36 protein-coding genes, 1 tRNA gene, 1 pseudogene and 1 riboswitch are annotated in these 26552 nt (G+C 63.6%); of the genes and pseudogenes, 19 read left to right on the top strand and 19 right to left on the bottom strand.

Annotated features, from left to right (window positions below; all coding sequences use genetic code 11):
- Window positions 1-5: 5 nt before the first annotated feature.
- A complete protein-coding gene (locus CK226_RS00370; protein ID WP_095773784.1) occupies window positions 6-305 on the bottom strand; it encodes a hypothetical protein in 300 nt (99 codons plus the stop codon).
- 273 nt (window positions 306-578) lie between these two features.
- Between CK226_RS00370 and CK226_RS00375 the strand changes: the two genes are divergently transcribed.
- Complete coding sequence (locus tag CK226_RS00375) at window positions 579-818, top strand: hypothetical protein (RefSeq protein ID WP_095773785.1); 240 nt, start codon at window positions 579-581, stop codon at window positions 816-818.
- 76 nt (window positions 819-894) lie between these two features.
- On the top strand, window positions 895-2043 hold the full coding sequence (locus CK226_RS00380) for a PAS domain S-box protein (protein ID WP_095790717.1): 1149 nt from the start codon (window positions 895-897) through the stop codon (window positions 2041-2043).
- A 189-nt stretch (window positions 2044-2232) separates the two neighbouring features.
- Here the strand turns inward: CK226_RS00380 and CK226_RS00385 are convergent, their stop codons facing one another.
- The 7 genes and pseudogenes from CK226_RS00385 to CK226_RS00415 all read right to left on the bottom strand — a co-directional run bounded on the left by CK226_RS00385 (window position 2233) and on the right by CK226_RS00415 (window position 6492).
- Window positions 2233-2466: a DUF378 domain-containing protein gene (locus tag CK226_RS00385; RefSeq protein WP_095790718.1), complete on the bottom strand. Its 234-nt coding sequence runs from the start codon at window positions 2464-2466 to the stop codon at window positions 2233-2235.
- 119 nt (window positions 2467-2585) lie between these two features.
- Entirely contained in the window at window positions 2586-2831 is a 246-nt protein-coding gene (locus CK226_RS00390; RefSeq protein WP_095790719.1) for a DUF982 domain-containing protein, read from the bottom strand.
- Window positions 2832-3860: 1029 nt separating this feature from the next.
- Window positions 3861-4262 (bottom strand): type II toxin-antitoxin system HicB family antitoxin, encoded by a 402-nt coding sequence (locus CK226_RS00395; protein WP_095790720.1) that lies wholly within the window; start codon window positions 4260-4262, stop codon window positions 3861-3863.
- A gap of 6 nt (window positions 4263-4268) precedes the next feature.
- Entirely contained in the window at window positions 4269-4457 is a 189-nt protein-coding gene (locus CK226_RS00400; protein ID WP_095773789.1) for a type II toxin-antitoxin system HicA family toxin, read from the bottom strand.
- A gap of 394 nt (window positions 4458-4851) precedes the next feature.
- Window positions 4852-4925: transfer RNA gene (locus tag CK226_RS00405), tRNA-Gln, on the bottom strand.
- Window positions 4926-4962: 37 nt separating this feature from the next.
- Complete coding sequence (locus CK226_RS00410) at window positions 4963-5259, bottom strand: hypothetical protein (RefSeq protein ID WP_095773790.1); 297 nt, start codon at window positions 5257-5259, stop codon at window positions 4963-4965.
- Window positions 5260-5588: 329 nt separating this feature from the next.
- Window positions 5589-6492: pseudogene (locus CK226_RS00415) on the bottom strand (alpha/beta hydrolase).
- A gap of 160 nt (window positions 6493-6652) precedes the next feature.
- Here CK226_RS00415 and CK226_RS00420 point away from each other — a divergent pair.
- The gene (locus tag CK226_RS00420; protein WP_095773792.1) at window positions 6653-6955 is read left to right on the top strand and encodes a hypothetical protein; all 303 of its coding nucleotides are present in this window, start codon (window positions 6653-6655) and stop codon (window positions 6953-6955) included.
- 128 nt (window positions 6956-7083) lie between these two features.
- Here the strand turns inward: CK226_RS00420 and CK226_RS00425 are convergent, their stop codons facing one another.
- The 4 genes from CK226_RS00425 to CK226_RS00440 all read right to left on the bottom strand — a co-directional run bounded on the left by CK226_RS00425 (window position 7084) and on the right by CK226_RS00440 (window position 8550).
- Window positions 7084-7329 carry a DUF982 domain-containing protein gene (locus CK226_RS00425; RefSeq protein ID WP_095773793.1) on the bottom strand — a complete coding sequence of 82 codons (246 nt, stop codon included), beginning with the start codon at window positions 7327-7329 and terminating at the stop codon, window positions 7084-7086.
- 26 nt (window positions 7330-7355) lie between these two features.
- On the bottom strand, window positions 7356-7592 hold the full coding sequence (locus tag CK226_RS00430; protein ID WP_095790721.1) for a DUF982 domain-containing protein: 237 nt from the start codon (window positions 7590-7592) through the stop codon (window positions 7356-7358).
- 109 nt (window positions 7593-7701) lie between these two features.
- Window positions 7702-8163 (bottom strand): GFA family protein, encoded by a 462-nt coding sequence (locus CK226_RS00435; protein ID WP_095790722.1) that lies wholly within the window; start codon window positions 8161-8163, stop codon window positions 7702-7704.
- Window positions 8164-8370: 207 nt separating this feature from the next.
- Entirely contained in the window at window positions 8371-8550 is a 180-nt protein-coding gene (locus tag CK226_RS00440) for a DUF3606 domain-containing protein (RefSeq protein ID WP_010910426.1), read from the bottom strand.
- Between the two features lie 720 nt (window positions 8551-9270).
- Here CK226_RS00440 and CK226_RS00445 point away from each other — a divergent pair.
- A complete protein-coding gene (locus CK226_RS00445; RefSeq protein ID WP_095790723.1) occupies window positions 9271-10230 on the top strand; it encodes a prohibitin family protein in 960 nt (319 codons plus the stop codon).
- A gap of 57 nt (window positions 10231-10287) precedes the next feature.
- On the opposite strand, the gene CK226_RS00450 is transcribed toward CK226_RS00445, so the two are convergent.
- Window positions 10288-10656, bottom strand: coding sequence for a VOC family protein (locus CK226_RS00450; protein ID WP_027047052.1), 369 nt, complete (start codon window positions 10654-10656; stop codon window positions 10288-10290).
- A 224-nt stretch (window positions 10657-10880) separates the two neighbouring features.
- Here CK226_RS00450 and CK226_RS00455 point away from each other — a divergent pair, with 224 nt between their 5' ends.
- A complete protein-coding gene (locus CK226_RS00455) occupies window positions 10881-11306 on the top strand; it encodes a DoxX family protein (RefSeq protein WP_095773797.1) in 426 nt (141 codons plus the stop codon).
- Window positions 11307-11365: 59 nt separating this feature from the next.
- On the opposite strand, the gene CK226_RS00460 is transcribed toward CK226_RS00455, so the two are convergent.
- Window positions 11366-11671, bottom strand: a complete 306-nt coding sequence (locus CK226_RS00460) for a hypothetical protein (protein ID WP_010910423.1) — start codon at window positions 11669-11671, stop codon at window positions 11366-11368.
- A 115-nt stretch (window positions 11672-11786) separates the two neighbouring features.
- Entirely contained in the window at window positions 11787-12056 is a 270-nt protein-coding gene (locus tag CK226_RS00465; protein ID WP_095790724.1) for a hypothetical protein, read from the bottom strand.
- A 332-nt stretch (window positions 12057-12388) separates the two neighbouring features.
- Here CK226_RS00465 and CK226_RS00470 point away from each other — a divergent pair, with 332 nt between their 5' ends.
- Together CK226_RS00470 and CK226_RS00475 are read left to right on the top strand one after the other, a co-directional pair.
- Entirely contained in the window at window positions 12389-12802 is a 414-nt protein-coding gene (locus CK226_RS00470) for a hypothetical protein (protein ID WP_095790725.1), read from the top strand.
- The gene (locus tag CK226_RS00475; RefSeq protein ID WP_245437614.1) at window positions 12795-13076 is read left to right on the top strand and encodes a hypothetical protein; all 282 of its coding nucleotides are present in this window, start codon (window positions 12795-12797) and stop codon (window positions 13074-13076) included. The genes CK226_RS00470 and CK226_RS00475 overlap by 8 nt, the downstream gene beginning before the upstream one ends.
- A gap of 137 nt (window positions 13077-13213) precedes the next feature.
- On the opposite strand, the gene CK226_RS00480 is transcribed toward CK226_RS00475, so the two are convergent.
- Window positions 13214-13450, bottom strand: coding sequence for a hypothetical protein (locus CK226_RS00480; RefSeq protein WP_095790726.1), 237 nt, complete (start codon window positions 13448-13450; stop codon window positions 13214-13216).
- A gap of 835 nt (window positions 13451-14285) precedes the next feature.
- On the opposite strand from CK226_RS00480, the gene CK226_RS00485 reads away from it, so the two are divergent.
- A complete protein-coding gene (locus CK226_RS00485; protein ID WP_095773804.1) occupies window positions 14286-14756 on the top strand; it encodes a GNAT family N-acetyltransferase in 471 nt (156 codons plus the stop codon).
- Between the two features lie 95 nt (window positions 14757-14851).
- Here CK226_RS00485 and CK226_RS35415 read toward each other — a convergent pair whose 3' ends face one another.
- Both CK226_RS35415 and CK226_RS35420 read right to left on the bottom strand, forming a co-directional pair.
- On the bottom strand, window positions 14852-15103 hold the full coding sequence (locus CK226_RS35415; protein WP_245437616.1) for a hypothetical protein: 252 nt from the start codon (window positions 15101-15103) through the stop codon (window positions 14852-14854).
- Window positions 15104-15284: 181 nt separating this feature from the next.
- Window positions 15285-15554, bottom strand: coding sequence for a hypothetical protein (locus CK226_RS35420; protein ID WP_245437618.1), 270 nt, complete (start codon window positions 15552-15554; stop codon window positions 15285-15287).
- A 197-nt stretch (window positions 15555-15751) separates the two neighbouring features.
- Here CK226_RS35420 and CK226_RS00495 point away from each other — a divergent pair, with 197 nt between their 5' ends.
- Together CK226_RS00495 and msrA are read left to right on the top strand one after the other, a co-directional pair.
- On the top strand, window positions 15752-17299 hold the full coding sequence (locus CK226_RS00495) for a glycosyltransferase family 39 protein (protein WP_095790727.1): 1548 nt from the start codon (window positions 15752-15754) through the stop codon (window positions 17297-17299).
- A 174-nt stretch (window positions 17300-17473) separates the two neighbouring features.
- Window positions 17474-17992, top strand: a complete 519-nt coding sequence (gene msrA / locus CK226_RS00500; RefSeq protein WP_095790728.1) for a peptide-methionine (S)-S-oxide reductase MsrA — start codon at window positions 17474-17476, stop codon at window positions 17990-17992.
- 103 nt (window positions 17993-18095) lie between these two features.
- On the opposite strand, the gene CK226_RS35320 is transcribed toward msrA, so the two are convergent.
- Window positions 18096-18389 carry a hypothetical protein gene (locus CK226_RS35320; RefSeq protein ID WP_245318171.1) on the bottom strand — a complete coding sequence of 98 codons (294 nt, stop codon included), beginning with the start codon at window positions 18387-18389 and terminating at the stop codon, window positions 18096-18098.
- Window positions 18384-18497, top strand: a riboswitch (TPP riboswitch). It overlaps the preceding gene by 6 nt.
- On the opposite strand from CK226_RS35320, the gene CK226_RS00510 reads away from it, so the two are divergent.
- The 9 genes from CK226_RS00510 to CK226_RS00555 all read left to right on the top strand — a co-directional run bounded on the left by CK226_RS00510 (window position 18488) and on the right by CK226_RS00555 (window position 26517).
- Window positions 18488-19096: a YkoF family thiamine/hydroxymethylpyrimidine-binding protein gene (locus CK226_RS00510; RefSeq protein WP_095790729.1), complete on the top strand. Its 609-nt coding sequence runs from the start codon at window positions 18488-18490 to the stop codon at window positions 19094-19096. (Overlaps the previous riboswitch by 10 nt.)
- Before the next feature lie 43 nt (window positions 19097-19139).
- A complete protein-coding gene (locus CK226_RS00515; RefSeq protein ID WP_179300941.1) occupies window positions 19140-19958 on the top strand; it encodes an ABC transporter permease in 819 nt (272 codons plus the stop codon).
- Window positions 19955-20722, top strand: a complete 768-nt coding sequence (locus CK226_RS00520) for an ABC transporter ATP-binding protein (protein ID WP_095787648.1) — start codon at window positions 19955-19957, stop codon at window positions 20720-20722. Before CK226_RS00515 ends, CK226_RS00520 begins: the two co-directional genes overlap by 4 nt.
- On the top strand, window positions 20715-21731 hold the full coding sequence (locus CK226_RS00525) for an ABC transporter substrate-binding protein (protein ID WP_095791047.1): 1017 nt from the start codon (window positions 20715-20717) through the stop codon (window positions 21729-21731). Before CK226_RS00520 ends, CK226_RS00525 begins: the two co-directional genes overlap by 8 nt.
- A 333-nt stretch (window positions 21732-22064) precedes the next feature.
- Window positions 22065-22601: an isoprenylcysteine carboxylmethyltransferase family protein gene (locus CK226_RS00530; RefSeq protein ID WP_245437620.1), complete on the top strand. Its 537-nt coding sequence runs from the start codon at window positions 22065-22067 to the stop codon at window positions 22599-22601.
- Between the two features lie 553 nt (window positions 22602-23154).
- Window positions 23155-23319: a DUF3309 family protein gene (locus CK226_RS00540; RefSeq protein WP_095774020.1), complete on the top strand. Its 165-nt coding sequence runs from the start codon at window positions 23155-23157 to the stop codon at window positions 23317-23319.
- Window positions 23320-23785: 466 nt separating this feature from the next.
- Window positions 23786-24511 (top strand): GntR family transcriptional regulator, encoded by a 726-nt coding sequence (locus CK226_RS00545; RefSeq protein WP_095774021.1) that lies wholly within the window; start codon window positions 23786-23788, stop codon window positions 24509-24511.
- A gap of 3 nt (window positions 24512-24514) precedes the next feature.
- Complete coding sequence (locus tag CK226_RS00550; RefSeq protein WP_095790730.1) at window positions 24515-25543, top strand: ADP-ribosylglycohydrolase family protein; 1029 nt, start codon at window positions 24515-24517, stop codon at window positions 25541-25543.
- A complete protein-coding gene (locus tag CK226_RS00555; protein WP_095790731.1) occupies window positions 25540-26517 on the top strand; it encodes a PfkB family carbohydrate kinase in 978 nt (325 codons plus the stop codon). Before CK226_RS00550 ends, CK226_RS00555 begins: the two co-directional genes overlap by 4 nt.
- Window positions 26518-26552: the final 35 nt, after the last annotated feature.

Raw genomic sequence — 26552 nt, forward strand, 5'->3', positions numbered from 1 at the left:
CGACATCACTGGATCGAGGCCGGCTGCGAAAGAACGAGGGGGCTGATCGCCCGTTCCTCACCCTCTACGTTTCCAGACAGCGCCAACCCGCTGCTCATGGAGTCGAATTCGATTGCCGCGCCAAGCAGTTGGGCAGCCCGCAGGACCAGATATTCAATGTCCTCGAGGGCGACATTCTCGGCCAGATTCATGATCCTGACCTGCTCGGCCGTCACCGTGATGTTGACGATGCCGGCGGTCTTGAATGCCCTCTCGACCGCTGCATTGACGTCATCGTGCAAGCGCATGGAGTAATCGTAGCGCATCGAAACCTCCCAAAGGGAACGGTTTTCTGTTCAGGTTGAAACATGCGCTCGGGGTATCGGTCTGGCAAGTGAAATCTGAAAAATATACAAATAAAATCAGTTGGTTAGTTAAATTACAGGAATGCGTATCAGGCGTTCGATGAGCATCATGCGTTTGATGTGCGGAGGCCTCACTGGCCGGTCTTGACGCATAATGGGGGTCACCATACTTATAAGCTGAATGAGCTAGATGCTAACTCACCGTGTTTTTAGTCCTGAGCGAGGAGCGCGCACATGGCTGAACTGGAACGTCCGGAACGGCTGCAGATCATGCTCACCACGGACGAATTGGCGGCGCTGGAAAACTGGCGCTTCGAAAAGCGCATGCCGAGCCGCTCGGCAGCGGTCCGGGAGCTGCTGCGGCGCGGTCTTTCCTCGGACGGGTTCCTGACGGCCGAGCAGGGCGTCAAATCGCAGGAGTTCGGCGTGCTGCCGGACGGCGACGGCAAGACGGGCGATCGGCCGTCGGAGTGACGCTGGCTTCATCCGTGGCGCGCCGCATGCGAATTGCGGCCGGGGAGATTGTCTTGATCCGCTCGCGCACTACCTCATGCCGATGAGCGAAATCGTGGCGGCGACGGCGGACATCGCAACAAACAACCAGAAACAGGACGCGACTGCCGACGCACGCCTCGCGGCCATCGTCGATTCCTCTTTCGATGCCATCATCAGCAAGGATTTGACCAGCATCATCACGAGCTGGAACCTGGCGGCCGAACGCATGTTCGGCTACACCGCAGAGGAAGCCATCGGCCAGTCGATCCTCATGCTCATCCCCGATCACCTCAAGAGCGAGGAGACCGAGATCATCAGCAGGGTTCGCAGTGGCCAACGCGTGGCGAGTTATGAGACGACGCGGAGGCGCAAGGACGGCGCGCTTATCTCCGTCTCGCTGACGGTTTCGCCGATCAGGAACGCCAATGGCGAGATCGTCGGCGCCTCCAAGATCGCCCGCGACATTTCCTCCGCAAAGGAGAGTGAGCGCCGGATCAGGCTGCTGATGCGGGAGGTCAACCATCGCGTCAAGAACCAGTTCGCGGTCATCCTGTCGATGGTCAGGGAGACGAGCAGGCGCTCGAGCGACCCGCAGGAGTTCGAGGAACTGATCCGCGCCCGCATCATGGCGCTTTCGCGTTCGCATGATCTGCTCGTCACCTCGGAGTGGGCCGGCGCCAGCCTGTTCGACCTGATCCAGGAACATCTGAAACCTTTCGGCCGCGAGGAGCAGATCCTGCTCTCCGGCCCGGTCCTGACGCTGCAGTCGAATGCGGTGCAGAATCTCGGCATGGCTTTCCACGAGCTCGGCACGAATTCCTCCAAATATGGCGCGCTGGGCAGCGAAGACGGCAAGGTCGAGATCACCTGGACAATCGGCTCAAGCGACCAAGGCCCCGGCTCCCAGGACTTGGGTGCCAATGACTTGGTCACCAAGAGTGTCGGTGCATCGGGCGGACGCGACTTCCAGCTGCTCTGGACCGAGACGTCCACGCCTCGTCCGGAGCGCGAGGAGAGCGCCCGCAAGGGGTTCGGCACCGTTGTCCTGCAGCGGGTGGCGCCGCAGTCGCTGGGCGGTTCGGCTCAACTGGAGCGCTCGCCCGGCCGTCTCAGCTGGCGGCTCAGTGCACCGCTGGCATCGATCATCGTGCCGCAAGCCGGTGTCGAAGCCGACGGCGGCGCAGCGCTGGGATTCGGCATCTGAACGTCCGGTATGCCCCGTAAAGGAGATTGGCGTCGTCTCTCGGTCAGGCAACGGCAGGATTTTGACCGCCACTGCAATCGCGGCACTGTTCAAGATCAGCGATAATCAGGCGATGCGCCTGGACACCGCCCGCCAAAGGGCATCGTGCACAGCCGGGACGGCAGGTTTTCCGCCGCCCCGGCTTGCCGGTCACCGGTGATGCGGGAGATGCCTTTCGGCATCGACTTCCCCAAGGGTGAAGCTCTGGAAGCCCGGCATGAGCTGCCATATGGCTGCAAGGCCTATGATCACATAGGCCAGGCGGGCCAGCATGGCGCCACCAAAGACCGTGCCGATTACGTCATAGCCGGTCACACCCATGGACAGCCAGTTGAGGCCGCCAAGGATGATGAGGGCGAGAGTGACGAGGTTCATGATGCGCATAAACGCCTCCTGATGTTGCCTGACAAAAAGACGTCCGTAAAAAAACGCCTGCGGTTTCAGACGGTTCCGTCGATCACGAAATTGTGAATAAGGGTTGCGATCCGTGAATACGGCGCGGCCTACTCGACCAGTATATGCGCCTCGCGCGCGGCCTCGACCAAAGCCTCCCTGGCGACATCGGGAGGCACGTCGCCGCTTGTCGCCCGGCGGCAGGCGCGCAGCGCGGACTGATGTTTCAGGCTGCCGGCGTCGCGCCAATGTGTCGTCAACAATTCGATGGCCTGCTGTGTATTGGACAAGTGGCGGGTGGCGCCGGCCACACCGACCGAAACCACCACGGGCTTGGAGAACCACGCAGGTTGCATTGGAACCTCAACAAGGTTGCTGATGCAAAACGCGCGTGTCGGCCCAAAGTTTCACTGGTTCCAATCACTGGCGCGTGAGGCTGGGCTGTGGCGGCACCTTCGAATGTTCGCTCGGGTGCACGATCCGCGGGCTCCCTAGATCGAAAGCGGAACGCGTTCCCCGATCCGCGGCACTGGCTGGAAAATAGCGTCGGTAGCGCACCGTAAAGCACGCCTGGTAACTGTTGATTCAACCATTGCTGGTATTTTGTACGGTGTGGTAGCGGCTCCGGCAGTGCAACAGGGGCCGGGTTGCCGGAGCCGCCTACGCGGTCCGGTTGGGGTTTGACCGCGCTGTTCCAAAATAGGACAGCGCGGTCAACGATTCGTTAAAATCCAAAATGTCTAATTAAGTTTGCGCTAATTGAATGGCGATTTTAGCGCGACGGGAAACCGGCATTCGACGGGCTGATGGAACATTAGTCGTTTCTAATTGTTTGTGTTTGTCGGCAGGGCGGGGGCATTCCCTGCCGAAGATCGGGTTTCCGATCGGCCCGCGCGCCTCTGGCCGAGAGCGCGGGCTTTTATCCCTCAGGCGGCCCGGTACACCTCTGGTTGGGGTAAGCAGCGCACCGGGCCTAACCGGCCTGGGGCGGCTGCCGGCTGGCTATGTATGCGGCACGACCAATCCAACTGAAGCATTCAAATGAAGGAATGTATATCGCGATTGGATAAATTAACGGAACGTCCAATGGACGATACCGGAACCAAAGCGGTTACATCAGACCTTTGCGCGAGGGCCATGGGACCTTGGTCCCCATGGCAAAGCCCGCCAAGGAAACGACCGCTTGTGATTGCACTGTGACCCACATGGCCGCGTTGGCCTATGGTGTGATCGCGGAAGGCAGCTTGGGGCTCGCCCACAAACACGGATTTTGCGCTCCCCGATCAGGGGACCGCAAGGTGCGGCTGCACCTTGCGTTGCCGCCGCCGCCGGAGATCGTGCCGAAGCGCTGGAGGCGTCGCTGCGGGAAAGCGTCTCGCGATCCTTTAGGCCGCCTCAAGCTCCATGGCCCTTTGAGCTGCCTTCGCGATAAAGCCGGATCGGGTATACCCGTGCGCCTCAGCAAAGGCATCAATCCGGCGCAGAACATCTTCAGGGAGCGTGACGTTCACCCGGATAGCTTTTTTGGCCTCGGTCTTCACCGCTACCAAGATTGCAACGCCGTCTCGATTGGTGGCGTCGGCCATGACATCTTCCAGGCTGGAAGGTTCTGGAATCGCCTCGCCATCTTCCACAAGCCCTTCGATGTGGAAGGCAAGCGCTTCCTCCGCCATAGCGCGAGCGTCATCTAGATCGGCGCCGGCGGTGACAACGCCGGGAAAATCGGGAAAGGACACGCCGAAGTCGCTGTCGGCGTCCTTATGGATCAGTCCGATATACTGCTTCATGTCTCTCTACCTCAGTTTCAGACCGGACTGACGTTCAATGCTCCGCAAAGTTCCCAAAGGGATATCCCTTTTGGGATGCGGGACCGTGACCCTGCCGGCTTTCTTCTTGTGTTTGAATTGTGCATGACTGCCCTTTCGAGCGACTTCGTACCAACCGTCGGCCTCCAGGGCCTTGATAACGTCCGCACTTTTCATGTGTATAAATACACACTGGCTGCGAAAGATGCAACAAAAAAGAAAGTCAGCCTTTCAAACCGTTGCCTTAGATCGACGCATCATAGGCGTCGAACTCAGCCAGAACCGGCGCCGGCCGCGCCAATGCGGCTGGGGAAGCCGTTTGCGCGGTTGTCGAGCCACCGGTCTAGGGTGGTGTCGCAAATCCCGTAGCGTCAACAAACTGCAGGCGTATCGATCTCGCGCCGCGGCTTCATGATCCAGGACATCAAGTTTCCGAAGATGACGGAACAGGTTTGAGTTGGTCGTGTCCAAATGCTCGCGCCCTGCAGGCCAGCGTTCGCCTGATACAGACACGTTTATCGCTGGATATCAGGCGATTTCGGTCGAGACCGCACCAAACCATTGACAAGATTGGTTCCCGCTCATGGGCTCGAACCACGATTCACGCCTTCAAAGGGCGCTGTCCTACCATTAGACGAAGCGGGAGAAGCTCCGATGCTTATGCCGTCAGGACGGCGAGGCGTCAATTCGGGAAGTTGTCGACCGGCTCTTCGCAGCGATAGACCGGGCAGTGCCCGTCGCGCGCCGGGATATAGGCCGACATCGGCACTTCCGGCCAGTCGCATTCATTGCCGAACTGCCTGACATAGCGGTCATAGGTATCCGGTCCCGTGGTCAACACCACGGCGCGACGGCTCTGGATCATCGCCCGGATCTCGGCGCAGCTCATGCCGCGGCTGTCGGGGCGGGCCTCGGCCAGGCTGGTCGCGGCGAGCACGGAGCCCAAGGTGATCAACAGGACAGGCAGGCGAGCGGGCATGGCGGCTTCTCTTTTGTTCGGGTGCTGCATTGTCCCATAAAACCCATCATGTGTCCGCCCGTTCCGCGACGGGCCGCGTATTGCGCGGGGCAAGAGGCGGCGCGAGGCCACCCGCGCAAATCAGGCATCGCGCATTGCTGGTCATGGATGGCAGGAAGCCCTACGAAACGCCGCAATGGTGGCCCGGAAACGAGGGTCCCGAAGCCATGCTGTTCCTTCCGTGGCGGACGCGACCACTGCTTTGAGGCGTGCCCGCAAAGGACCGATCCGCCTGCTGCCCCATCGCACGATGCGGAGAACCGTGCTGGCGCCTCCGGCAAGGTTGACCCCTAGGCCCCACCCGGTTCGCCGAAGAAGTCCGCCAATGCCCGAGCGGTCTGTTGCGGCGCCTCCTCGGGGAAGAAATGACCGCCGGGCATGGCCCGTCCGCGGACGTCATCGGCCCAGCCTCGCCAAAGAGCCAGCGGCCCGCCGTCGCCCGCGTACCAGTCGGCAAGCGCACCTTGCCCGCTCCACAGCGCCAGCACCGGACAGCGGATACGCCGGCCGGCGGCCTTGTCGGCATGGTCATGCTCGCGGTCAAGCGTCGATGCCGCGCGGTATTCCTCGCAGATGGCGTGGATGTGGGCGGGATCGCGCAAGGCATCGATGTAAGCCTGGCGGACCTCGGGCGGAAACGTTGACGGCGACGACCCCCAGCCGCCGAGCGCGTTGTCGACGACCGCCTCGGCGGATCCCCGCAGCATCAACTCCGGCAAGGGCTCGGGCTGCGCCAGCAGTGACCAGGGCCAATAGCCCTGTGCCAGCCTGGCGTCGGCCCGATCCCATGCGTCGGCCGTTGCGACGATGTCCAGAACCGCAAGCTTTTCAACGCGGCCGGGATGATCGAGCGCCATGCGGTACGCCACCCGCCCACCGCGATCATGGCCGGCGACCATGAAGCTGCCGAAGCCGAGTTTGGCCATCAGGGCCGCCATGTCGGCGGCCATGGCCCGTTTGGCATAAGGGGCGTGAGCGCTGTCGGACGACGGGCACGCGCTGGCGCCATAGCCGCGCAGGTCGGCGCAGATGACGGTAAACCGCTCGGCCAAGGCCGGTGCCACGTCGCGCCACATCAGATGGGTCTGCGGAAAACCGTGCAGGAGCAGCAGGCGCCGGACCGTTGCCCGCACGGCGGAAAAATATGCCGGCATCGCCGGCATCGATTTCTATCGACTGAAAATTACCGAACATGGTGGTGCCTCCTTTCCGGCAACGGCCGGAGGCCGGATTTGGTTGCGGGCGGTCGCGTCGGAGCACCGACCTTTGTTCGCCAACCTTTCGGGCGGTTGGGCGTTGTCCCTGCGAGGCAGGCTGCCGCCGCGGGCGGCCGTCAAAGCAAAAGGAGGCTCAGATGAAAAAACCTCTGGCCATCGCGTCGCTGTTGCTGGCCCTGGCCGTGCCGGCGGCGGCACAGACGGATCAGCAGCAGGGCACCAACAACCCGACTCCGCAGGCCGACAAATGCCGGGTCGAGCCAGATCAAGGCAAGCAGCAGCCAGGTGGCGGCAATCTGAGCGAAAAGCTCAATGATTGCGGCGGGGTGCTGAAGCCGCCGGCCACCGGCGACCAGGGCATGGCGACACCGGCGCCCGACGTGGGCAAGACACCGGTGATCAAGCCGGGCCAGGTGCCGGCTCAGCCGCAGGCCAAGTAGAAAGCCAGGCGCCGAAGAATTTTGGGTTCGAGACCTCTCATCCGATCGTGGATGGCGATCTACCCGCGCAAAAATAGGGATGACAGCAAACAGAAAAGCAGGCGAGGGGCACCGCCTGCATTTCTGGGTTAGCGAACCAGCACGCCGGCATGATCGCACAGCGCCGTAAAGGCTTCCTGCGCCTGCGCCGTGCCGTCCTTGTTTTCCAGCGCCGCTTCGACCTTTGCGCGCGCGGCCTGGTAGAAGGGACCGCGGCTGGCTTGCGGCCAGTCGATCAGGACTTCACTGGCGTCCTGAAGGGTCGCCACCTCACGGATTGTGTCCGAGCCATGCGGCTTGATCCGCACCGGTGTCGTCAGCATCACATCGGCCATTGCTCTTCCCGCCTCTGGTTTTTCCACTATTGGAGGATGCGGGCTTCGCGCGCGGCGTCGATCATCGCCCGCATCGCCTTTTCCGGCGGTGTCCAGCCGTCCAGCGCATCGCGACAGCAGCGCAGCGCCGCCAGATATCGCCGGCCTCGGCCGGCAGGCCAGTCGCCCAGGCATTCCAGGCGCTCCCAGGCGCTACGCACGATGCGTTCACGCTCGGGGGCGAATTTCAGGCGGATCGGTCGGGGAAAAATCTTGTCGTTCAACTGACGTCTCCGTGGCATGTCGCCCGACACTGACCGCGGTTGTGGACAACGGCACTTGTGAGGGGCGCCGGATAACGTCGTCGACAAGGGAGGGTTCCAGGCCCGAAGATCAATTTTCAGTCTGCGCGACGGCGTCGGACAAAGGCCTCGGTGGCGGCGGAGCGGCGTCTTCGGGCGCCGGCCCGTCAAAGGGCCGGTCATGCTCGAATTGTTCGGTGCCGGGCAAGGCATGCAGCCAGGTCTCGCGGCGGCTGATCCACAATTCATATTGCGGCTCCAGGTCGGTCGGCGCGACGTCGAGGCTGCCGAGCATCACCTCGACTTCATCGTCGCCGACCCAGGCGACGCGGCTGCCGCAGGTCGGGCAGAAGCTGCGCGTGCCGTAGGAGGCGACTTCGCCCGATGTCTCGAAGGCGTCGCGCGGCCATATCGCAAAGGCCGAATAGGCCGAGCCGCTGGCCTTGCGGCAGTCCTTGCAGTGGCAAAGGCCGACGCGTGTCGGCTGGCCGATGATGACGAAATGCACGCCGCCGCACAGGCAACTGCCGGTTCTGCGTGTGGTGTCGGACATGATCGCGGCCCTCCCTCGGTCTGGCTTTCGTCAGTCTGGCACGCCAAGGGCCGGGCGGAACAGATGCTGGCCATTTCGTTGGCCAGAAACCGGGAAAATCCCGTTCGCACCGCCGACCGGGCTGGTGCTCCCGACCCGGCCGCTGCGGCCCGCAACATCCTTCAACGCAATGCCGGCGAAATGGTTGCAGCTCGCGGCCGCCCCCGCCTATCCGCGCGCGGCCATGTGGTTGTCGAGCTTCTTGCGCGACGGGCCGTAGCGCTTGATGATGGTCTGGGCTTCGCTCTGCGGGATGCCGTATTTGCGCGCGAAGGCGGCGACCTCGTAGGTCTCCTCGCTCGAAACCAGCTTGCGGTCCTGCTTGATCTTCGTTTTGTCGTCGGGCATGGCGGTGCCTCGCTTTCTGTCAGCCGCACGGTCGCGGGGCATCAGTATATAGGATGCCGCGATCAGACATAACAGCGATCGGCGCTGCTGGTTCCAAGGCAGATGGCGGACAGAAGCCTGCCCGACGCGGATCGAGGCTGTCAGGCCGATGCAGGGGCGGGGCCCGCGGCATGGGGATCGGCCTCGCCGCATTCGGCGCAAGCAGCGCTGGCGCCGGGGCAGCCGCGCTGATGCGTGCCGGCGGGACAGCAAAGCCCGTTGGAGCTTGTCCAGCGTGGGCATTGGAAAACCTGCCCGGTGCCGCCACAGCCATTACACTCGAGGACCGGTGACCGGACCAGATAGGACCTCGTCCTGAACCTGACGCTCGCGCCCAAAACTCACCCCCCAAAATGGTTGCACCGGACATGCCTGTACATTAGCCCAAGCTAACAATATCACGTCGCGGGTTACGGACAAGTTTCGGGATCGCTATTTGTTGGTGAAAGCTGGCGCCAAGTGCCAAACGCGTTGGCTGGGTTCAACCGCCTGGCAGCACCATAAATAGGAGCGCCGACGCGGCCGGTCGCGATCGCATCCAGCGGCCCCATACCATCAGCAGGCAAACCGAAATAATCTGATTTCACTGGCGCGGACGGCCGAGGCACTCCACATCTGAGCAATCTTGCCTCCATGATTCCGCGCAATCGCGGTATCGGGCAATGACAACGGGGGGTGGCAATGACTGACACGCAAGGCAATTCGAACCGTGCCCTCCAGCACGGGGCCGTGGGCTCGCGCTCGATCGGCAGCGGCATCGTCGCGCTGGCCATCGTGCTGGCGCTGATCGGTGCCGTCATGGGGTCCTGGTACACGATCGACCAGGGTGACCGCGGCGTGCTGTTGACCAATGGCGCGTTGAGTTCGGTCGTCGATCCGGGCCTGCATTTCAAACTGCCGTGGTTGCAGAGGGTCGAGAAGATCAGCCTGCGCCAGCAGGTGTTGAAATGGGGCTGCGAGAACCAGAGCGATTGCGGCAATCTGCCGGCCATGCAGGCCTATTCGCGTGACCAGCAGCCGGCCGACATGCGCGTCACCGTCAATTTCCACGTGCCGGCGGCCGAGGTCTCGAACGTCTACACCAATTACGGGTCGATCGAGGCGCTGGCCGACCGGGTCATCGCCCGCAAGGCGCCGCAGGAGATCAAGACGGTGTTTGGCCAGTACGACGCCGTGTCGGTGATCCAGAACCGCGCCAAGTTCAACAAGGATGTCGCCGACGCCATCTCGTCGGTGACCGACGGCCCAGTGATGATCGACAGCGTCCAGGTCGAGAACATCGACTTTTCCGACGCCTATGAGCAGGCGGTCGAGGCGCGGATGACGGCGCAGGTGGAAGTGCAGAAGCAGGAACAGAACCTGCAGCAGGAAAAGATCAAGGCCGACATCGCGGTCACCCAGGCCAAGGGCCGTGCCGACAGCGTCAAGGCGGAAGCCGAAGCCAGCGCCTACAAGACCAAGATCGAAGGCGAGGCGACGGCCGAAGCGATCAAGGCGCGCGCCGCAGCGCTCGCCAACAATCCGCTGCTGGTCGAACTGACCAAGGCCGAAAAATGGGACGGGCAGTTGCCGAAGTCGATGATCCCCGGCTCGACGGTGCCGTTCCTCGAACTCGGCACGCCGGCGCCGGTGGCGAACTGAGGTCCAAGCGAGGCAACGAAGAAACCAATGATGATCCCGAACGGGCTTCGGAAGGGATCATGCTCTTGGTTCAAAAAGCTCGACCACGTTGCCGGACGGGTCCTCGCAAAGGATCTGGCGACCGCCGGGGCCATCGACGATCTCGTTGCGGAACGGCACGCCGGCATCGCGCATCCGGGCGGCGAGCGCCGGCAGGTCCTGCACCTCGATGACGATGCGGTTCCAGCCGCCGGGCTGCGGCGTGCGGCCATCCGGCATCGGTCTCGCCGCCGACGCCATCGGGCCGGCGAGCCAGAACGTCAGGTCGTCGCGCTTCAGGATGGCCATCGCCGGGCCGAACTGCTGCCGCAGCGCGAACCCCAGATGGCTGGTGTAAAATTCTATCGCCAACTCGACATCGCTGACGAGATACCGGACCGTCGCCATTGCTGGCTCTCCTCACAAACTGATCGAGCCCCCTTTGCGAGGGTAGCTTTCGGGGCAGGTCGCGGCAAGGTTTCAGGCCCGGCGACTGCGCCCGTCCGTTAGCGCCGGACCGGCGCCGGCGTCCGTTGCGGCCGCGCTTGCGGACAAAAATTCAGGCCGGTGTCGGAACTGCATGGCGTCGCTCGTCCTTGGGTCGATATCCATTGCAACCCTGGAGAGACAAAATGCCGGACATCACTCAATCGCCGTGGCAGACCGCGGCCCTTCTCATCGCCCGCCTGGTCTTCGCCGCCATGTTCCTGATGGGGGTGGTCTTCAAGTTCATGGACATGGGCGCCACCGCCGGCTACATCGCCGCCGCCGGCTTCCCGTTTCCGCTGTTTCTGGCGTGGTGCGCCGCGATCCTAGAGACGCTGCTGGTGATAGCCTTCCTGACCGGCGCCCTGCTGACCCCGGCGGCGCTGGTCGCGGCAGTCTATGTCACCTTCCTCGGCTTTGCCTTCCACGGCCCGTCGCACTGGGCCTCGAACCAGGCCGAGTTCGGCGCCTTCATGTCGCATTTCCCGTTCGCCGCCGGCCTGCTCTTCGCCGCCGTCCACGGGCCGGGACGGACGCTGGCGCTGAACCTGGGCTGGCCGGGCAAGGCTTGAGACGAGCTACAAAATCGGAGGAGTTCGCCGTTTGCGTGAAACGGTGAACTGCCCGGGCCTCACAGCTGATCGTTGTAGGGCTCCTTCATCTGGCCGACCATGCGGGCCAGTTTCGAGAAGGACGGCATGTCGGCCTCCGGCTGGCACTGGTTGGCGAGTTCCAGCAGCCGAATCGGAAAATTGACGGCGTCGCGGCTCGACGCCGACATGCCGTTGGATCGCTCCTCGCCGGTTTCGCTGGCCTCGGCCTTGCGCAGCGCGATGTCGATCTCCTCCGATGTCAGCACCCCCTTGCGAACCAGGACGTGGTTGATCGACGCGACGGCCATCAGCAGGCCTTCGAGTTGCAGATTGGCGACGTTCATGGGGTTCCCTCCATTGACCAAAGGGGAAACGCGCCAGCGGCGTTTCCGATCCGAAGCCAGGCGCGGAGCCGATTTCAACCGGGATGCCGGGCAGGCGCTGGCTCGTGCTGCCGGCCTATTCCTGCGTCAGGCGCTCGCCATATTCGCGCCACACCGCCTTGACCTCCATGCTGCCGAGGCGCGGGATCGACGGATCGCCGCAGGTGATGGCGACGGCGCTGATGTCGTAGTTGGGGTAGGCGTTGGCGACGAAGCGGATCGCGTCGCCAAGCGAGTTCACGCGGATGATCGGATCAGCCTGGCCTTGACCGGTGCTGCGCACACCGGAAACCGTGGCTGGAGCATGCCGCATCCTGAAGACGGATGCCATGGCTGGTCTGTCCATCGCCCTCTCCTGCAAGGCCGTACGACGCGAATCATTCCATGAGCTTCTTCTGATGGTCCCACAGCTGCCGGCTGATGAAAAGCCGGCTATCCGGTTCGGGTTTCGGCGACGGCACAGAGCTTGATCGAGAAGGAGGCTTGAGAGGCTCCATGATCTAGGAATTTTTTCCTTGACCGGGTGAGGGCAGCCATGCTACATATTTGTCCATGGTGCTGATTTGCGCCAACGACCCGCCGCCGAGGCGGGTTTTGTGTTTCTGGCGCCTTGGCAGCCGCCGGCCGCCAACTTCGTATGGTGGCGGGCCGTAGGGCGCGACCTTTGCGGGAAATCAAATGACCCAACGCTACGCCACGATCATCACCGACGATGACGGCCGCGAAATCGTCAGCGCCATCGGCGCGTTCGAGGGCGCGCCGCCACGCCCGCGGCTGGGCCGGATCGAGCCGGTGGGATCGGGCGTGCTGATCGGCATGGTGCGGGACGCGGGTGGTGGCTTTGGTTTTCCCCAAGCCGGCATCGGCGGCCGCGCCATGGGTCTCGTCCTGGCGCGGCTCAGGGCGCGGGCCAGCGTGGCAAAACGCGCCAGTGCGCCAAAACCTGCCGCGACCGCAAAGCCGAAGCGCGCGAAGAGGGCCAAGGTGGCGAAAAGGAAATCCCGCGCGAGGAAGCCGGCCAGATCGGTGCCGAAGACCGGCTTGGCGGCTTCCGCAAACGCAGCCAGCACCATGGATCAAGTCGATGGCTGACGAAGCCGCCGCCGGGCCGGCGCGCCGCATGACAAAGCCGGCAAGGCGCAAGCCCGTCGCCAAGCCTGCCTTGGCGCCGAAGACTCGCGCGACGCGGACGAAGAAGACGCTGGGCGACGATTTTCTCGCCGCCGTGCGCGCCGATTTCCGCGCGCATGGCGCCGGCGTCATCGCCGAGGTGCGGGCCGGCAAGCCCGACCAGTATCTGAAGATCGTGCTGTCGGTGCTGCCCAGGGATTTCGATGCCGCCATCAACCATCTCTGTTCGAGGTGATCGTGCAGAAGTTCAAGTCGGCGACGGAAGACTGAAAGGCCGCCGAAGCGGGCTTTCGCATTTCCGATGATTGCTTCGTGCGGCAGGCTGCACTGCGAGAACGCGCTGATGGCTGCGCAGCCCGATATATGTGCCTCTCAATGGAATCTGGTTCTGAAGACGCGAAAGACCTCGCACCAGAGGCGGAAATCGGCCAGTCGCCCGGCGAAGTGTGCTTCCATGGCGCAGTAGGCCGCTGCGGTCTGCGCTTCCGGCCCATAGAGCTCGATTGCGGCAATTACTGCATCGTTGGGATCGGCGAAATCTGAAAGCCTCAGTGCCGCGCCATTGTCTGTCCGGAGCATCGAGCAACACCTTCTGTTCAGCGCCTTCATGCCGCATATGTGGCGCAAATCATGCCTGCGGCCCAGCGGCTTGGTTGCTAGTGGGGACTGGCAGCGGAAGGCCACTGGGCCTGACCGGCAGGGCCTTGAGATGGCAGCGCCGACTGGTGAAGATATTTGCACCCCTGCTCATATCAGCGAAACGTGCGAACGAAGGAAGGGCGAGGCGCGCTGGCTGCGGCCGGCGGGTTTTTCGACAGCTGCTCGCTCCTTGAAAAACCGCGATTCAATTAGCCTCCGCTGAAATCGCTCCCGAAACCGCCTTTGTTGGGCCGGAATGGGGCACCAATCGAATGATGCGCTGGCCTCCCGTATCATTGCAAAATACATGGCCGGCATCATTGAGGAAACCGAACTGATTTCGATCTCCAGGCAACCATGTTGAGCCAAATCGCTCGTGGATCGCATGTCGCCGGTATTCGGAACGGAAACAGGCTTCGCAGCTTCTATCTGAGCGAAGCTTGTTGAGGCAGGGCCTAATGTTCAGTGACAAGGAAACCCGATTATTAGAGGCTGGGCTGTTCATGGCGGTGCCGCTCTCAATCCTCATCGCGGTCTTGGTGGTTAGCCTTACGTTTGGCTGGTTTGGGTGACGGATTGCACGCGGCGGGGCGCGATCGACGGCCAGTATCTTCACGTTCATTCCTGCCTACGAAGGCTTGCCGTGCGTCCGAGAATTCGCGCCTGACGGCTCGATCGAGCCAATGCCCGCCTCGGCCCGCGCCGAGGCGGGCTTTTTGCGTTTGTGGCGCCCGCCCGGCCACTGCTATATCCCGATGAAAGGTTGCCGAACTCGCGGCGGCGTTGATCCAGCCCGAGGTTACGGATGCAGATTGAACGATATGATGGGGACCGCGAAATATTGCTGCCGCTGTTTGCCCTTGCCGACGATTCCCCCACGCAGGTTTCCAGCTATATCGATGAGGGCGAGGTGCTGGTCGCGCGAGAGGGCAACAGGATCATCGGCCACGTGCAGCTCATCGAGACAGGCGAGGGCGGTGTCTTCGAGCTCAAGAGCCTGGCGGTCCGTCCGGCAAGACAGAGCGAGGGGCTGGGGCGTGCCCTTGTCGCGGCGGCGGTCACCCGCTGCCGCGAGCGTTACGGCCGGCGCCTGATCGTGTCGACCGCGGCGGCCGATATCGGCAATTTGCGATTTTACCAAAGACAGGGCTTTCGAATGTCTCGCATCGTGCAGGATGCCTTCGGGCCATCGACCGGTTACCCCGAAGGCTTGCTTGTGAACGGCATTCCGCTGCGCGACCAGGTGGTTTTCGAACGCGATCTCGGCGCGGATTGAGGGTGAGATCGTCGACCTCGCGCTCCAGCTTTGGGCGCAAACCATCCGATAGCCCGCTCCGGTTCGCCGGGCGGGCTATTTTCGCGTTTCTGGGCCTAGGCGAGGATGTTGACTGCGCGGGCGGCGACCAGTGCGATCGTCAGCAGCGATATCATCGACTCGGCCATCATCAAAAGCTTGGCGCGCTGCGACAGCGGCAAGGTGTCGGTCGGCGAAAATGCCGTCGCATTGGTGAAGGCGAGGAAGAAATAATCGACGAAGCCCGGCAGCCAGTCGCGGATCTCGCGGTCGTCAAGGTCATTTGCGGGAACAGGAAGTCGGAATGGGCGCGATTGACGAGGCCGCATGTCGGCGGCCCGCCGCGGTCCGTGCTCCAGAACCACAAGGCAAAGACGATGACGTTGGTGACCCAGATGTTGAGCGCGTCGATCAGCAGCGTCTGGCCGCTGGAGCCGGCATGGCCCGCCAGCAGGGCGCGCACCAGGAACACCAGCGAACCACAATTCATGACGCTGACGACGCCGGTCATCACCAGCGCCGTCCTGCGGATGATGACGCGAAACCGGCCGACCAGATACCAGTGCTCCTCCCCGCTTTCTGGCTAGCGACCTGTGTCCAGGCGGTGGCGACGGACAGAGGCACGAGCAGGGCGGCCTCCAGCGCCGGCGCCAGCCAGCGCGGGCCGAACGAAAGATCGTTGATCACCAGGAGCTGCAAACAGATGATGACGAGGACAGCCGCACGTGCCAGCCAGAAGTCGAGCGCGCGATGGTGGATGACGGCATGCTGGTGACGCATCGATATCCGGGATGTTCAGTCAGGACCAAATGGGCGGCTGTTCTGCCGGGGGAGGGCAGCGGAGCGCCGAAATTCCTGCCCAATCTTGGTTTTGCAATGGCTTGCAAGTATACTTTTTCGTAAGCTTTGATTATGGGGACTGTTCGGCAAACCGGACGATGTGATTTAAGCGCCGCATGGTGGGAATAAACGACTCCATGGATGGTTGGGCGCCGGCGGGGCTGACTTCCGCCGGCCTCGACTCGTCATCGGTATGGCCCGGCCTGCTCCGCCATCCCTGGTATTTGCTGGCGCTTTTGTGCCTGGTGCAGATCCTGTGCTGGACGGCGGTGCCGGCACTGATCGATCCCGCCCCGCCCGGCGACGTGGTGGAAGGTTTCATGTGGGGCCGCGAATGGGTGCTGTTGACCTACAAGCACCCACAGCTTCCAGGCTGGCTGCTCGAAACCAGCCATCTTCTGACCGGATCGTTCCGCTGGCCGCAATATCTGGTTGCCCAGCTGACGATCTCGTCGACCTTCGTCCTGGTCTACCTGCTGGCCCGCGACATGCTCGGGCAAAGCCGTGCGCTGGCCGCCGTGCTTTTGATGCCGTCGCTCTATTTCTTCGGCTGGCCGACCCCGCAATTCAATCATGACTACGCGCAGATGCCGTTCTGGGCGGCCATCTGCTGGCTGCTCTGGCGCGCCGGCCGTGGCGGCGGGCCGGGCTGGTGGCTGGCGCTTGGACTGGTGTCGGGCGTCGGGCTCTATGCCAAGTTCTCCACCGGCCTGCTGCTTGCCTTCGGCGCGCTCTGGCTGTTGCGCGACGCACGCGCGCGCAGCCGGCTGGCGACGCCCTGGCCATGGCTCGGCCTTGCCGTTTTTCTCGCCGTTGCCACACCGCTGGCCATCGCGCTCTACCGCATCGATTTCCTGCCGCTGACCTATTTCGCCGCCCGCGACCAATGGGTGGCCGAACACCGGGCGCGCCTTTATTACATAGGTGTCCAGATGGCCGGACTCTCCGGCCTTCTTCTGGTGCTGGCGATATCAGGCCTGCTGCGGCGCTCGCCCGCCCCCGAAGTGCCCGTCGAGCGCAGCATTCTGGTCTATCTCGTGTGGATGGGGCTCGGCCCGGGGACCCTGATCATGGTGGCCTCGTTGTTCATTGGCACCGGCGAGTCCTGGGGCGCGCCGATGTACAATCTTGTCGGTGTCACGGTGCTGGCCTTCCTCGGCCACCGGCTCGGCGCCATCGAGATGCGAAGGCTGGCGATCTGCGCGTTCCTCTGCATCGTCACCGTGTCGGGCGCCTATGCTGCGCTGCGCTGGACGGGCTGCAATGTGCGGGGGCGCTTGGATGCCGTCTGCTGGCCGGCGGAGCCGATCGCGGACGAGGCCGAGGCGGTCTGGCACGCGGCGGCGCCCGGCCGGCTCGACATTGTCGGCGGCGATACCCAGGTGGCCTTGCTGGCTGGCCTCAATGCCTATGACAAGCCGTCGATCTTCACCGATCTTGACACCCGGTTGGCGCCCTGGATCACCAGGCAGCGCTTGCGCGACCACGGCATGCTGATGGTTTGGCGAGGACATGGCGTGCCGCCGCAGTTGCGGACATGGCTGGGCAACCTCCCGGTCAAGACCGTTCTTTTCAATTGGTCGCGCACGGCGCCGCCTTTGGCAATCAGCTTTGCTGCCATTCCGCCGGGCACGCTCTATCCGCAGCTTGCCGTCGACAGCCCGACCCGGCATCTGCCCAACTGAAACGGTTCGATCCCCGATCGCGTCGTGATATCGTTCGTTCATGGCCGCGTTGTTTCCACGCGACTGGACGAAGCGGACGACAATGCCCATCTATTGGGAAATCCAATTTTGTCTGCGCAATTCCGGGCGGGAAACGCTCGCATGAGCTGGAATTGCTTTTTGAGGAGACGTGACATGGCGACTTCGACCGAACGCGCAGTGCTTGCCGGTGGCTGTTTCTGGGGCATGCAGGATCTGATACGGCGCTATCCCGGCGTCATCTCCACGCGCGTCGGCTATAGTGGCGGCGATGTGCCCAACGCCACCTATCGCAACCACGGCACCCATGCCGAAGCCATCGAGATCAATTTCGATCCGGCCGTGATCAGCTATCGCACGCTGCTGGAGCGCTTTTTCCAGATCCACGACCCGACGACGCGCAACCGCCAGGGCAATGATGTCGGGTTGAGCTACCGTTCGGCGATCTACTATACGAGCGACGAGCAGAAGCGCGTCGCCGAAGATACCATTGCCGATGTCGATGCCTCCGGCCTGTGGCCAGGCAAGGTCGTCACGGAAGTCGCGCCGGCCGGTGCCTTCTGGGATGCCGAGCCCGAGCATCAGGACTATCTGGAGAAATATCCAAACGGCTACACCTGCCACTTCGTCAGGCCGGGCTGGAAGCTGCCGGTTCGCGAGAAGGCCGCATCCTAACGATTGGGCAAAAAGCATCGTTGGGAATGATATCGAAAAGCCGCCGGATGTCCGGCGGCTTTTTCAGTTTGGGCAATCACTTACTTGCCGCAGTTGTTGTCGTTCACGGTGGGGCCGTCGCGTTGCCGTTGGCATCGGACTGCGCGCCTTGCGGATTGGTCGGGCAATTGCGATCCGCATCGGAGTTCATGTCGCCCGGCGCGATGGTCGTGCTGTTGGTAATTGCCGGATCGACCGTATCGGGCGAAGCCGGCGTGCTCGGGTCTACAGTCACTGACCGGCCGCTGCCGCCGGACCCATCCATGGCGTTTGCGGTGTTGCTGGTGCAACGCTTTTGGCCCGGTGCGCTGAAAAAACGGCTTCCCCTTCCGTTGGAATGGTGCTTTAACGCGCTCATCCACAGGGGTGCTCCGTACGGTCGGGGCTGAGACGGGGGCGGCAAGCCCACAGACCCTAGAAGCTGATCTGGGTAATACCAGCGGAGCGAGGCGGGCGATGTTTTCAGGCGCACAGATTTCCCTTTATCCCATGGCCGACGATTTCGTCGGTGTCATCTTGGGCGCGCTCGGCGCGCTCGACCCCTACCGGGACAGGCTCCGTATCGAGACCGACGACATCTCGACCTTGCTGGTCGGGCCACCCGAAGTGTTGTTCCCGGCGCTGCGCGACCTGTTCGTGGCGGCGGCGCGGAGCGGCAAGCATTGCGTGCTGTCGGCCGCCATTTCGCGCGGCTGTCCCGGCGAGCCGGACGATCCGATCTGCCGCTCCGACGCGTTCGGCGGGCCTGTCGGGCCGCTCGGGCCGCGCAAGGAAGCCGCCATCACCGTCGTGCGCAATGCTGCTGCCACCGGCCAGCCGGCGGCGGCGCAATTCTCGCTCTATGTGATGGGCACCGGCGACCACATGGATGAGATCTATGGCTGCATCGATTTCCTGAAACAGTCCGGCGTCTACGATCGCTCCAAGAACTTCTGCACCAAACTGCGCGGCGATACCGGCGCGATCTTTTCGGCGCTGAATGAAGCCTTCTGCCGCTTCGGGCCGGGCGCCGGCCACGTAACCCTTGACGTCACGGTTTCCGCCAACAGCCCCACCGCTGTCTGAACAGAACGCGCCTTCGTCGCGCGGCCGTCAAGGTTATCCTCTCGTGGTCTCATCGTCGTCAAGCCGCCCGCTGCAGCTCGCGGGTCTCTTCGCCAAGGCAGCACCGGCCGTGATGTCGGTCGGGTTGCTGCTCGTGGCCTGGGAACTCTACGCAAATTATTCCGGCATCAAACCGACGATCCTGCCGGCGCCGTCGCGCGTCTTCGAACAGGCAATGCTCAATCGCGAGGCGCTGATCGACAACGCCATTCCCACCATCCGCGCCACGCTGATGGGCTTTGCCTGCTCGCTCGGCGCCGCTTTCGCGCTGTCTATGCTGGTCGACTTCTTCCAGCCGCTGCGGCGGGCGCTGTTTCCTGTCTTCATCGTCAGCCAGACCTTGCCGCTGGTGGCCATCGCGCCGCTGGTGGTGCTGTGGTTCGGCTTCGGTTTGACGCCAAAGATCATGCTGGTGGCGCTGGTCACCTTCTTCCCGATGCTGGTGGCTCTGGTGCAGGGCTACGAGGCGACCGAGGTGGAGATCGGTCAGATGCTGCGCGCCATGGGGGCAGGGTGCTGGCGTGTCTTCGTGCTGGCGCGGCTGCCTTCGGCACTGCCGTATTTCTTCGCCGGCCTGCGGATATCCATCACCTATGCCGTGGTCGGCGCCATCTTCGCCGAATATGCCGGTGCGGCCAAGGGACTAGGCATCTACATGCTCAACGCCAAGAACAATTTCCGCCCCGATCTGGTGCTGGCCGCGGTCGGCGTCAGTGCCGCGCTCACGCTGATCCTGTTTGGGCTGACGGTGCTCTTGCAGCGCCTCGCCATGCCCTGGGAACGGATCGGCCGCCAGCCGGCAGGTAAGGGGCCGGGGCGATGAGCCGGCTCGAATTGCGGCATGTGCGCAAGGCGTTTGGCGGGCTCGACGTGCTCGCCGACATTTCGCTCAGCGTCGGTGCCGGCGAATTCGTCTCGATCCTTGGGCCTTCGGGTGCCGGCAAGTCGACGCTGTTCCAGCTTCTGACGGGTGCCGAGCATGGCGAAGGCGAGATGTTGTTCGACGACACGCCGCTCGACGACCATGGCCGGCATTTCGCATTCATGCCGCAGCGCGACGCCCTGATGCCGTGGCGGCGCATCCTCGACAACACGACACTCGGGCTGGAAGTGCAAGGCGTCGGACGCCAGGCGGCGCGGGCGCGGGTCGCGCCGCTGCTTGCCGAGTTCGGGCTCGCCGGCTTCGAGCGGCATTTTCCGGCACAGCTTTCCGGCGGCATGCGCCAGCGCGCGGCGCTTTTGCGCACCGTGGTGCAGGAGCGCGACATGCTTTTGCTCGACGAGCCGTTTGGCGCGCTCGACGCACTGACCCGCGCGGCCATGCAGCGCTGGCTCGAGCAGATGTGGCGGCATCATCGCTGGACGGCGCTGCTGATCACCCACGATGTGCGCGAGGCGGTGTTCCTGTCCGACCGCATCTATGTGCTGTCGGCGCGCCCGGCCCGTGTTTTGCGCGAGATCACGGTGCCCTTGCCGCGTCCGCGCGATCCGACCGGCGCCACCGCGCAACAGGCCGGCGCACTCGAGGCCGAGATCCTCGACATCTTGCTCAACCCCCAACCATCCAAAGGACATGACCATGACTGATCTGACACGCCGGCAGGCTTTGCTGCTCACCCTTGCCAGCGGTCTTCCGCTGATCGCCGGAGCGAGCCGTGTCTTCGCCGCGACGCAAAAAATCACCGTCGCGCTGGACTGGACTGTCAACACCAACCACATCGGGCTGTTCGTCGCCCGCGACAAGGGATTTTACCGCGAGGCCGGCCTCGAGGTCGACATTTTGCCCTACAGTAATACCGGCGCCGGCACGCTCGTCGCCAACCGCGTTGCCGATTTCGGCATCAACGGCACCATCAGCCTGTTCACCCAGAAGACCGCCGGGGCCGACTTGAAGGCCGTCTACGCCGTGGTGCAGTCGGAAACCGGCCGCGTGGTCTTCAATGCGGCGCGCAGCGAGATCAAAAGTCCGAAGGACCTTGACGGCCTGACCTATGGCGGTTTCGGCAGCGCCTGGGAAAACGCACTGATCTCGACCATCATCCGCCACGACGGCGGCAAGGGCAATTTCGAAACGGTGACGCTCGGCACTTCCGCCTATGAAGCGCTGGCCAATGGCTCTGTCGACTTCACGCTCGAGGTCTCGACCTGGGAGGGCGTCGAGGCCGAACTCAAAGGCATCAAGCAGCGCAGCTTCGTCTATGCCGACTACGGCGTGCCCGACGAGCATACGACGCTGATCTCCTCGAGCGAAGCCTATCTCGAAGCAAACCCGGCACTGGCGTCGGCTTTTATTCAGGCAACGCGGCGCGGCTATCAGTTCACCGTCGATCATCCAGCCGAAGCCGCAGCGCTGCTGATCGCCGCCAACAAGGATGCCTTGACCAATCCGGCGTTGATCGAGGCGTCGCTGAAGGCGCTGATCGACGGGCATTATCTGCGCGCGGAGAACGGCGCCATCGGCACGATGGATCCGGCCAAGATGGACGCCATAGGCGACTATCTCTTCAAAGCGGGAATCTTGCGCGACGCTGATGGTAAGATCCTGACGCAGCGCCCTGATTTCACGAAGTATTTCGTAAATCTGAATTTGGGATGAGGCTGGACAAGCATCACCCGGTAGCGGACGGCCTGTTCCGTTAGGTTCGCATGCGGGGGGCGTCCCGCACCCGCATGCTTTCGCAGGAGTTGTCCCGTTTGATGCCGATCCGATCGTCCCGGTTAACCCCCCGGCAATGGTTGCGTGCAATGGTCGCTTCGGGGGATCATCGGGGTGTTTGCGTTGCTCACGTCAAAAAGTGAAGCGTTTTCGCATAATAATGAGGGCGGATTTTTCTCCGCGGCGCGAAAGCGTGACATACTGGTCGATCTGCGCGAAGGCTTTTTTCGCCTCTGTGCCCTGGCCTGCGCGGGGCTGTTCGTCTATCGCGGCATGTCCCAGCTCGTGGAGGACCCGACCCGGATCAACGCCGCGCTGGTGGCGATTTCCGAGATCCTCACTTTCACCTGGCTGCTTCTGTCGCGGCGTCCGGTGACGCGTGACTGGAATCCGCTTACGGTCGTCGTCTCCGTGACCGCCAGTTTCGGTGTCGCGTTGATCAGCCTCCAGCCTGGCATAGCGCTTGTTCCGGTCTATTTCGCCGCGCCGCTGCAGTTTGTTGCGCTGTTGTTCGTCATCTGGGGCAAGATATCGCTTGGCCGTTCCTTTGCCATCCTGCCTGGCAATCGCGGTGTGATGACGGGCGGCGCCTACCGGATTGTGCGGCACCCGATCTATGCCGGCTACCTCGCCGGCCATGTGCTCTATCTGCTGTCGGCCTTTTCCTTCCACAACCTCGCTGTCTATGCGGTCATCACCTACATGCAGCTGTATCGCATCCTGCGCGAGGAGGCCCTTTTGGCCGCCGAACCGGAGTATCGCGCTTACATGGAACGTGTGCGCTACAGGCTGTTCTACCGCCTGTTCTGAGGGCAGGATTGTCGATTGAAGAGGCTGGGGTCCGCGATCGGTCGGTCGCCATACCGGTCCGCGCGTCGGCATTGGTGGCGGAACCAATCCAAGCAATCCGTCCAGCCCGAGCAATCTCTCGTACGCGAGCAATCCCAATCATCCGAGCCTGCCGGGTGTCGTAGCCCAGATGTCCAACAGCCAGGTGGCGCGCATGAAGAAGCGCTGCGTCGACGTGCTCAGCAGCGAGGGCAGTTATGATCGCGACCTGCGTCAGCTCTGCCTGTTGATCGCCCGCCGCTGAAGCCAGGGGCGCCAGGAATCGACGTGCGCAATCGGCGTGAACCTTTTTGACGGTCTGACCTCCGGCCGTTCGGAAGCCCGTCTCTCGGGCAGGCTTCCGCGTGTCTGGCGCTGTCAATTCCTACCCTGTATCTATCGGGATATCGGATCCTTCCTTCGCCGGCGAACATTAGGGGCGGAACGGTAAGGCGGCTCGAACGTTCTCATTTTCGAAACACTGCAAATGACGGTGTTCGAAACCGGCGCACCAGCGCCCACGGGAGCGGGAACCATGACCTTAGGCACAATACTCATCATCCTTCTTGTCCTCGCGCTGCTTGGCGGCTTTAGCGGGCTCGGCGGCGGGCCGTTCTATGGAACCGGCTACTATGGCGGCGGCGGGCTCGGGCTTGTGCTGCTGATCATCATCATCCTCGTCGTACTAGGGCGCATCTAGCTGCCTGCAAGCCGCCGGGATGATCGCAATCCCGTGACCATGTCGGGGCCGAGGCGCACCGGATTGTGATGCAAGCCAGCCGGCTTGTGAACCGCCGTCACGCGGGACTGGCGTATGGTGATTTCGGTCCACACCCCCCGTGGAAACAAGAGGAGAGGGCCCCACCCCTTCATCCTCCTCCAAGGCCCGCCCCGGTATCCCGGAGCGGGCATTTTGCCGGGGTAACCGAGACGCTTGTGCCGTCGGTGTGGCTGATGGTTCCGCCCGGGCTTCCAGCTGTCTCACCAACGCCTCGACGATGGCTGGCCCGAGCCCCTTGCTCGGCACGTCATTGGCGATCTAGCTGACGCCAATGTCCGTAACAGGCAATTTCCAGTCGCTGCCTGGGGTCTCGGCATCGCATTGACAGGAGGTTTACAGCCATATAATGAACAGGACTATACAGGTTCAATGAACAGGTATGCATATGAAGCGGCGCATGGTTCAACTGTCTCCCGGCACGGGCAAGCCCGAGCAGATCGCGACCGTTCTGGAACATGAAATCCGCTCCGGCGTGCTCGGCTTCGGAGACCGCCTGCAAAGCGAGAACGAGCTCGTCCAGCGCTTCTCCGTCAGCCGCAACACGGTCCGCAAGGGCCTCGAGGAACTGTCCAGCCGTGGGCTGATCACCACCAAGGTCGGCATCGGCTCCTTCGTCACCTTCGACGGCAAGCCGGTCGACGACGCGATCGGCTGGTCGCGGGCGCTGGCCAATGCCGGCGCCAATGCCGAAACGAGGACGCTGCGGCTGGAGATCATCGAAGACGCCGATCTCGCTGCCTTGCTGGAGATCGAAAGCCCCTTCTTCATCGCCGTCGACCGTGTGCGCACCAATGCCAGCGATGGCCACGCGATTTCGATCGAGCGCAGCCGCCTGCCGCTGTCGCCGGAGCTTGAGGATGTGCCGCTGCGCGGCCTGCGCGAAGGATCGCTGCACCAGACGCTGCGCGGCGCCGGCCTCATCCCCGACCATGGCGAGGAATGGGTCGGCATCGAGATGCTCAACGCCGAGGACGCGGCCATCCTGGGTTGCCCGCAAGGCACGCCCTTCCTGCGCGGGCGGCGGCTGACGCGCGCGGCCGACGACCGGCCGATCGAATATGTCACCAGCCTGCTCAATCCGGCGCATTTCGCGCTGCATATGAGGTTCTGAGCGATGCCGGACACGCTTGATCGCGCCATGGGCGCGCTTGTCGGCGGGGCGCTGGGAGACGCGCTTGGCATGCCGACGCAGCTCCTGTCGCCGGCGCGCATCGCGGAGCTCTACGGCCGTGTCGACGATTTCGTCGCGCCCTTCGCCGAGCATCCCGTGTCGAAGGGATTATTGGCCGGCACAATTACCGACGATACCGAACAGGCGCTGCTGCTCGGCCGCATCCTGGTTGTTTCAGGCGAGCGCTTCGACCACACGCGCTGGGTCAACGCGCTGCTCGACTGGGAGCGCGAGGTCAAGGCGCGCGGCAGCTACGATCTGCTGGGGCCGTCGACCAAGCGCGCCATCGACGCCATCAACAAGGGCGTGCCGGCCGAGGAAGCGGGGCGCAGCGGCGACACCAATGGGGCTGCCATGCGCATCGCGCCTGTCGGCATCATGATGCCGCTGGAGCCACTCGACGCGTTCGTCGCCAAGGTGGCCGAGACCTGCCGCGCCACGCACAACACCTCGATTGCCATAGCCTCGGCCGCAGCGGTCGCGGCGGCCGTCAGCCGTGGCGTTTCCGGCGGCGACTGGCGCGCCGCCTGCGACAGTGCCGTCGCGGCGGCGAGGCGAGGGGCGACACTTGGCCATTGGGTGACCGGCGGCGACATCGCCTCGCGTATCGTCTGGGCGCAGGATCTGGTGCGCGGCAAAGTGGCGGGGGATGCGATCCGGCTGATCACCGACCTGGTCGGCACCGGCGTTGCCAGCCAGGAATCGGTTCCGGCCGCCTTCGCTGTGCTGGAAGTCGCCGGGGGCGATCCCTGGCAAGCGGCTGTGATCAGCGCCAATCTCGGCGGCGACACCGACACGATCGGCGCCATCGCGGCCGGTATGGCCGGCGCCTGCACCGGCTTTTCACTGTTGCCGCAGCAGCATATTGCCCGGCTTGTCGGCATCGACATGTCAGAGGTGCGCGCGCTTGCCGCCGATCTCGTGGCGGCAAGGGTGGCCAAGACCGGGTTCGGCAAGGACGCGGCCGAATGAGCGGGCGCCTCGTCCATATCGGCAGCGCGGTGGTCGACTATGTCTACCGCATCGACGCCTTGCCCGCGCCGGGTACCGAGAAGACGGCATCGAGCTTTGCCCAGGTCGCCGGCGGCGGCTTCAACATGATGGTCGCGGCCTCCCGCACCGGCATGACAGTGGTGTTCGGCGGCCAGCTCGGCAGCGGGCCGAACGGCGATTTCCTGCGCGCCGCCTTCGCCGCAGAAGGCATCGAGACACTGACGCCGCCATCGCTTGCGATGGACAGCGGCAATTGCGTCGCCATGATCTCGAGCGATGCCGAGCGCACTTTCGTCTCGTGGCCGGGGGCAGAAAGTGTGCTCACCCTCGACATGATGGCGCCCGTATCGGCGGCGCCGGACGATTGGGTGTTCACCTCTGGCTATACGCTGAGCTATGCGGGAAGCCGCGACGCGCTCACAGACTGGATCGAGGCGCTTCCTGCGCAAACACCGTTCGTCTTTGACCCGACGCCGATCATTTCGGACATTCCGCGCCTGATCCTGTCGCGGGTGCTTGCCCGCACCACCTGGCTCAGCTGCAACGCGGCGGAGGCCGCCGACATTGCCGGCTCCGGTGACGTCGAGAGCCTGGCGACGCGGCTGCTCGCCGACCATTGCCCCCGGGCCGCCGGCGTCGTCATCCGCTCGGCGGCCAAGGGCTGCCATATCAGGCTGGCCGACGGCATGGCGCAGACCATTACCGGCTTCAACGTCACGGCAGTCGACACCAACGGCGCCGGCGACACCCATATCGGCGCTTTCATCAGTGCGTTGGCGCGCGGTACGCCGCCCTTCGAGGCGGGGCGTTACGCCAATGCGGCGGCGGCCATTTCGGTCACCCGCCATGGCGGCTCATCGGCGCCGACCGATGCGGAAATCCAGACTTTCCTGAGCCAGGCCGCCGCGACCGGCGCGCCGGGCCAGAACCAGAAGGCCCATCAGACAGCCTGACAAGCCCCGCCAAGCGGGCAAACAATGAGAGGAAC

This window comes from Mesorhizobium sp. WSM4311 (genome assembly GCF_002295115.1).
Classification (GTDB): domain Bacteria; phylum Pseudomonadota; class Alphaproteobacteria; order Rhizobiales; family Rhizobiaceae; genus Mesorhizobium.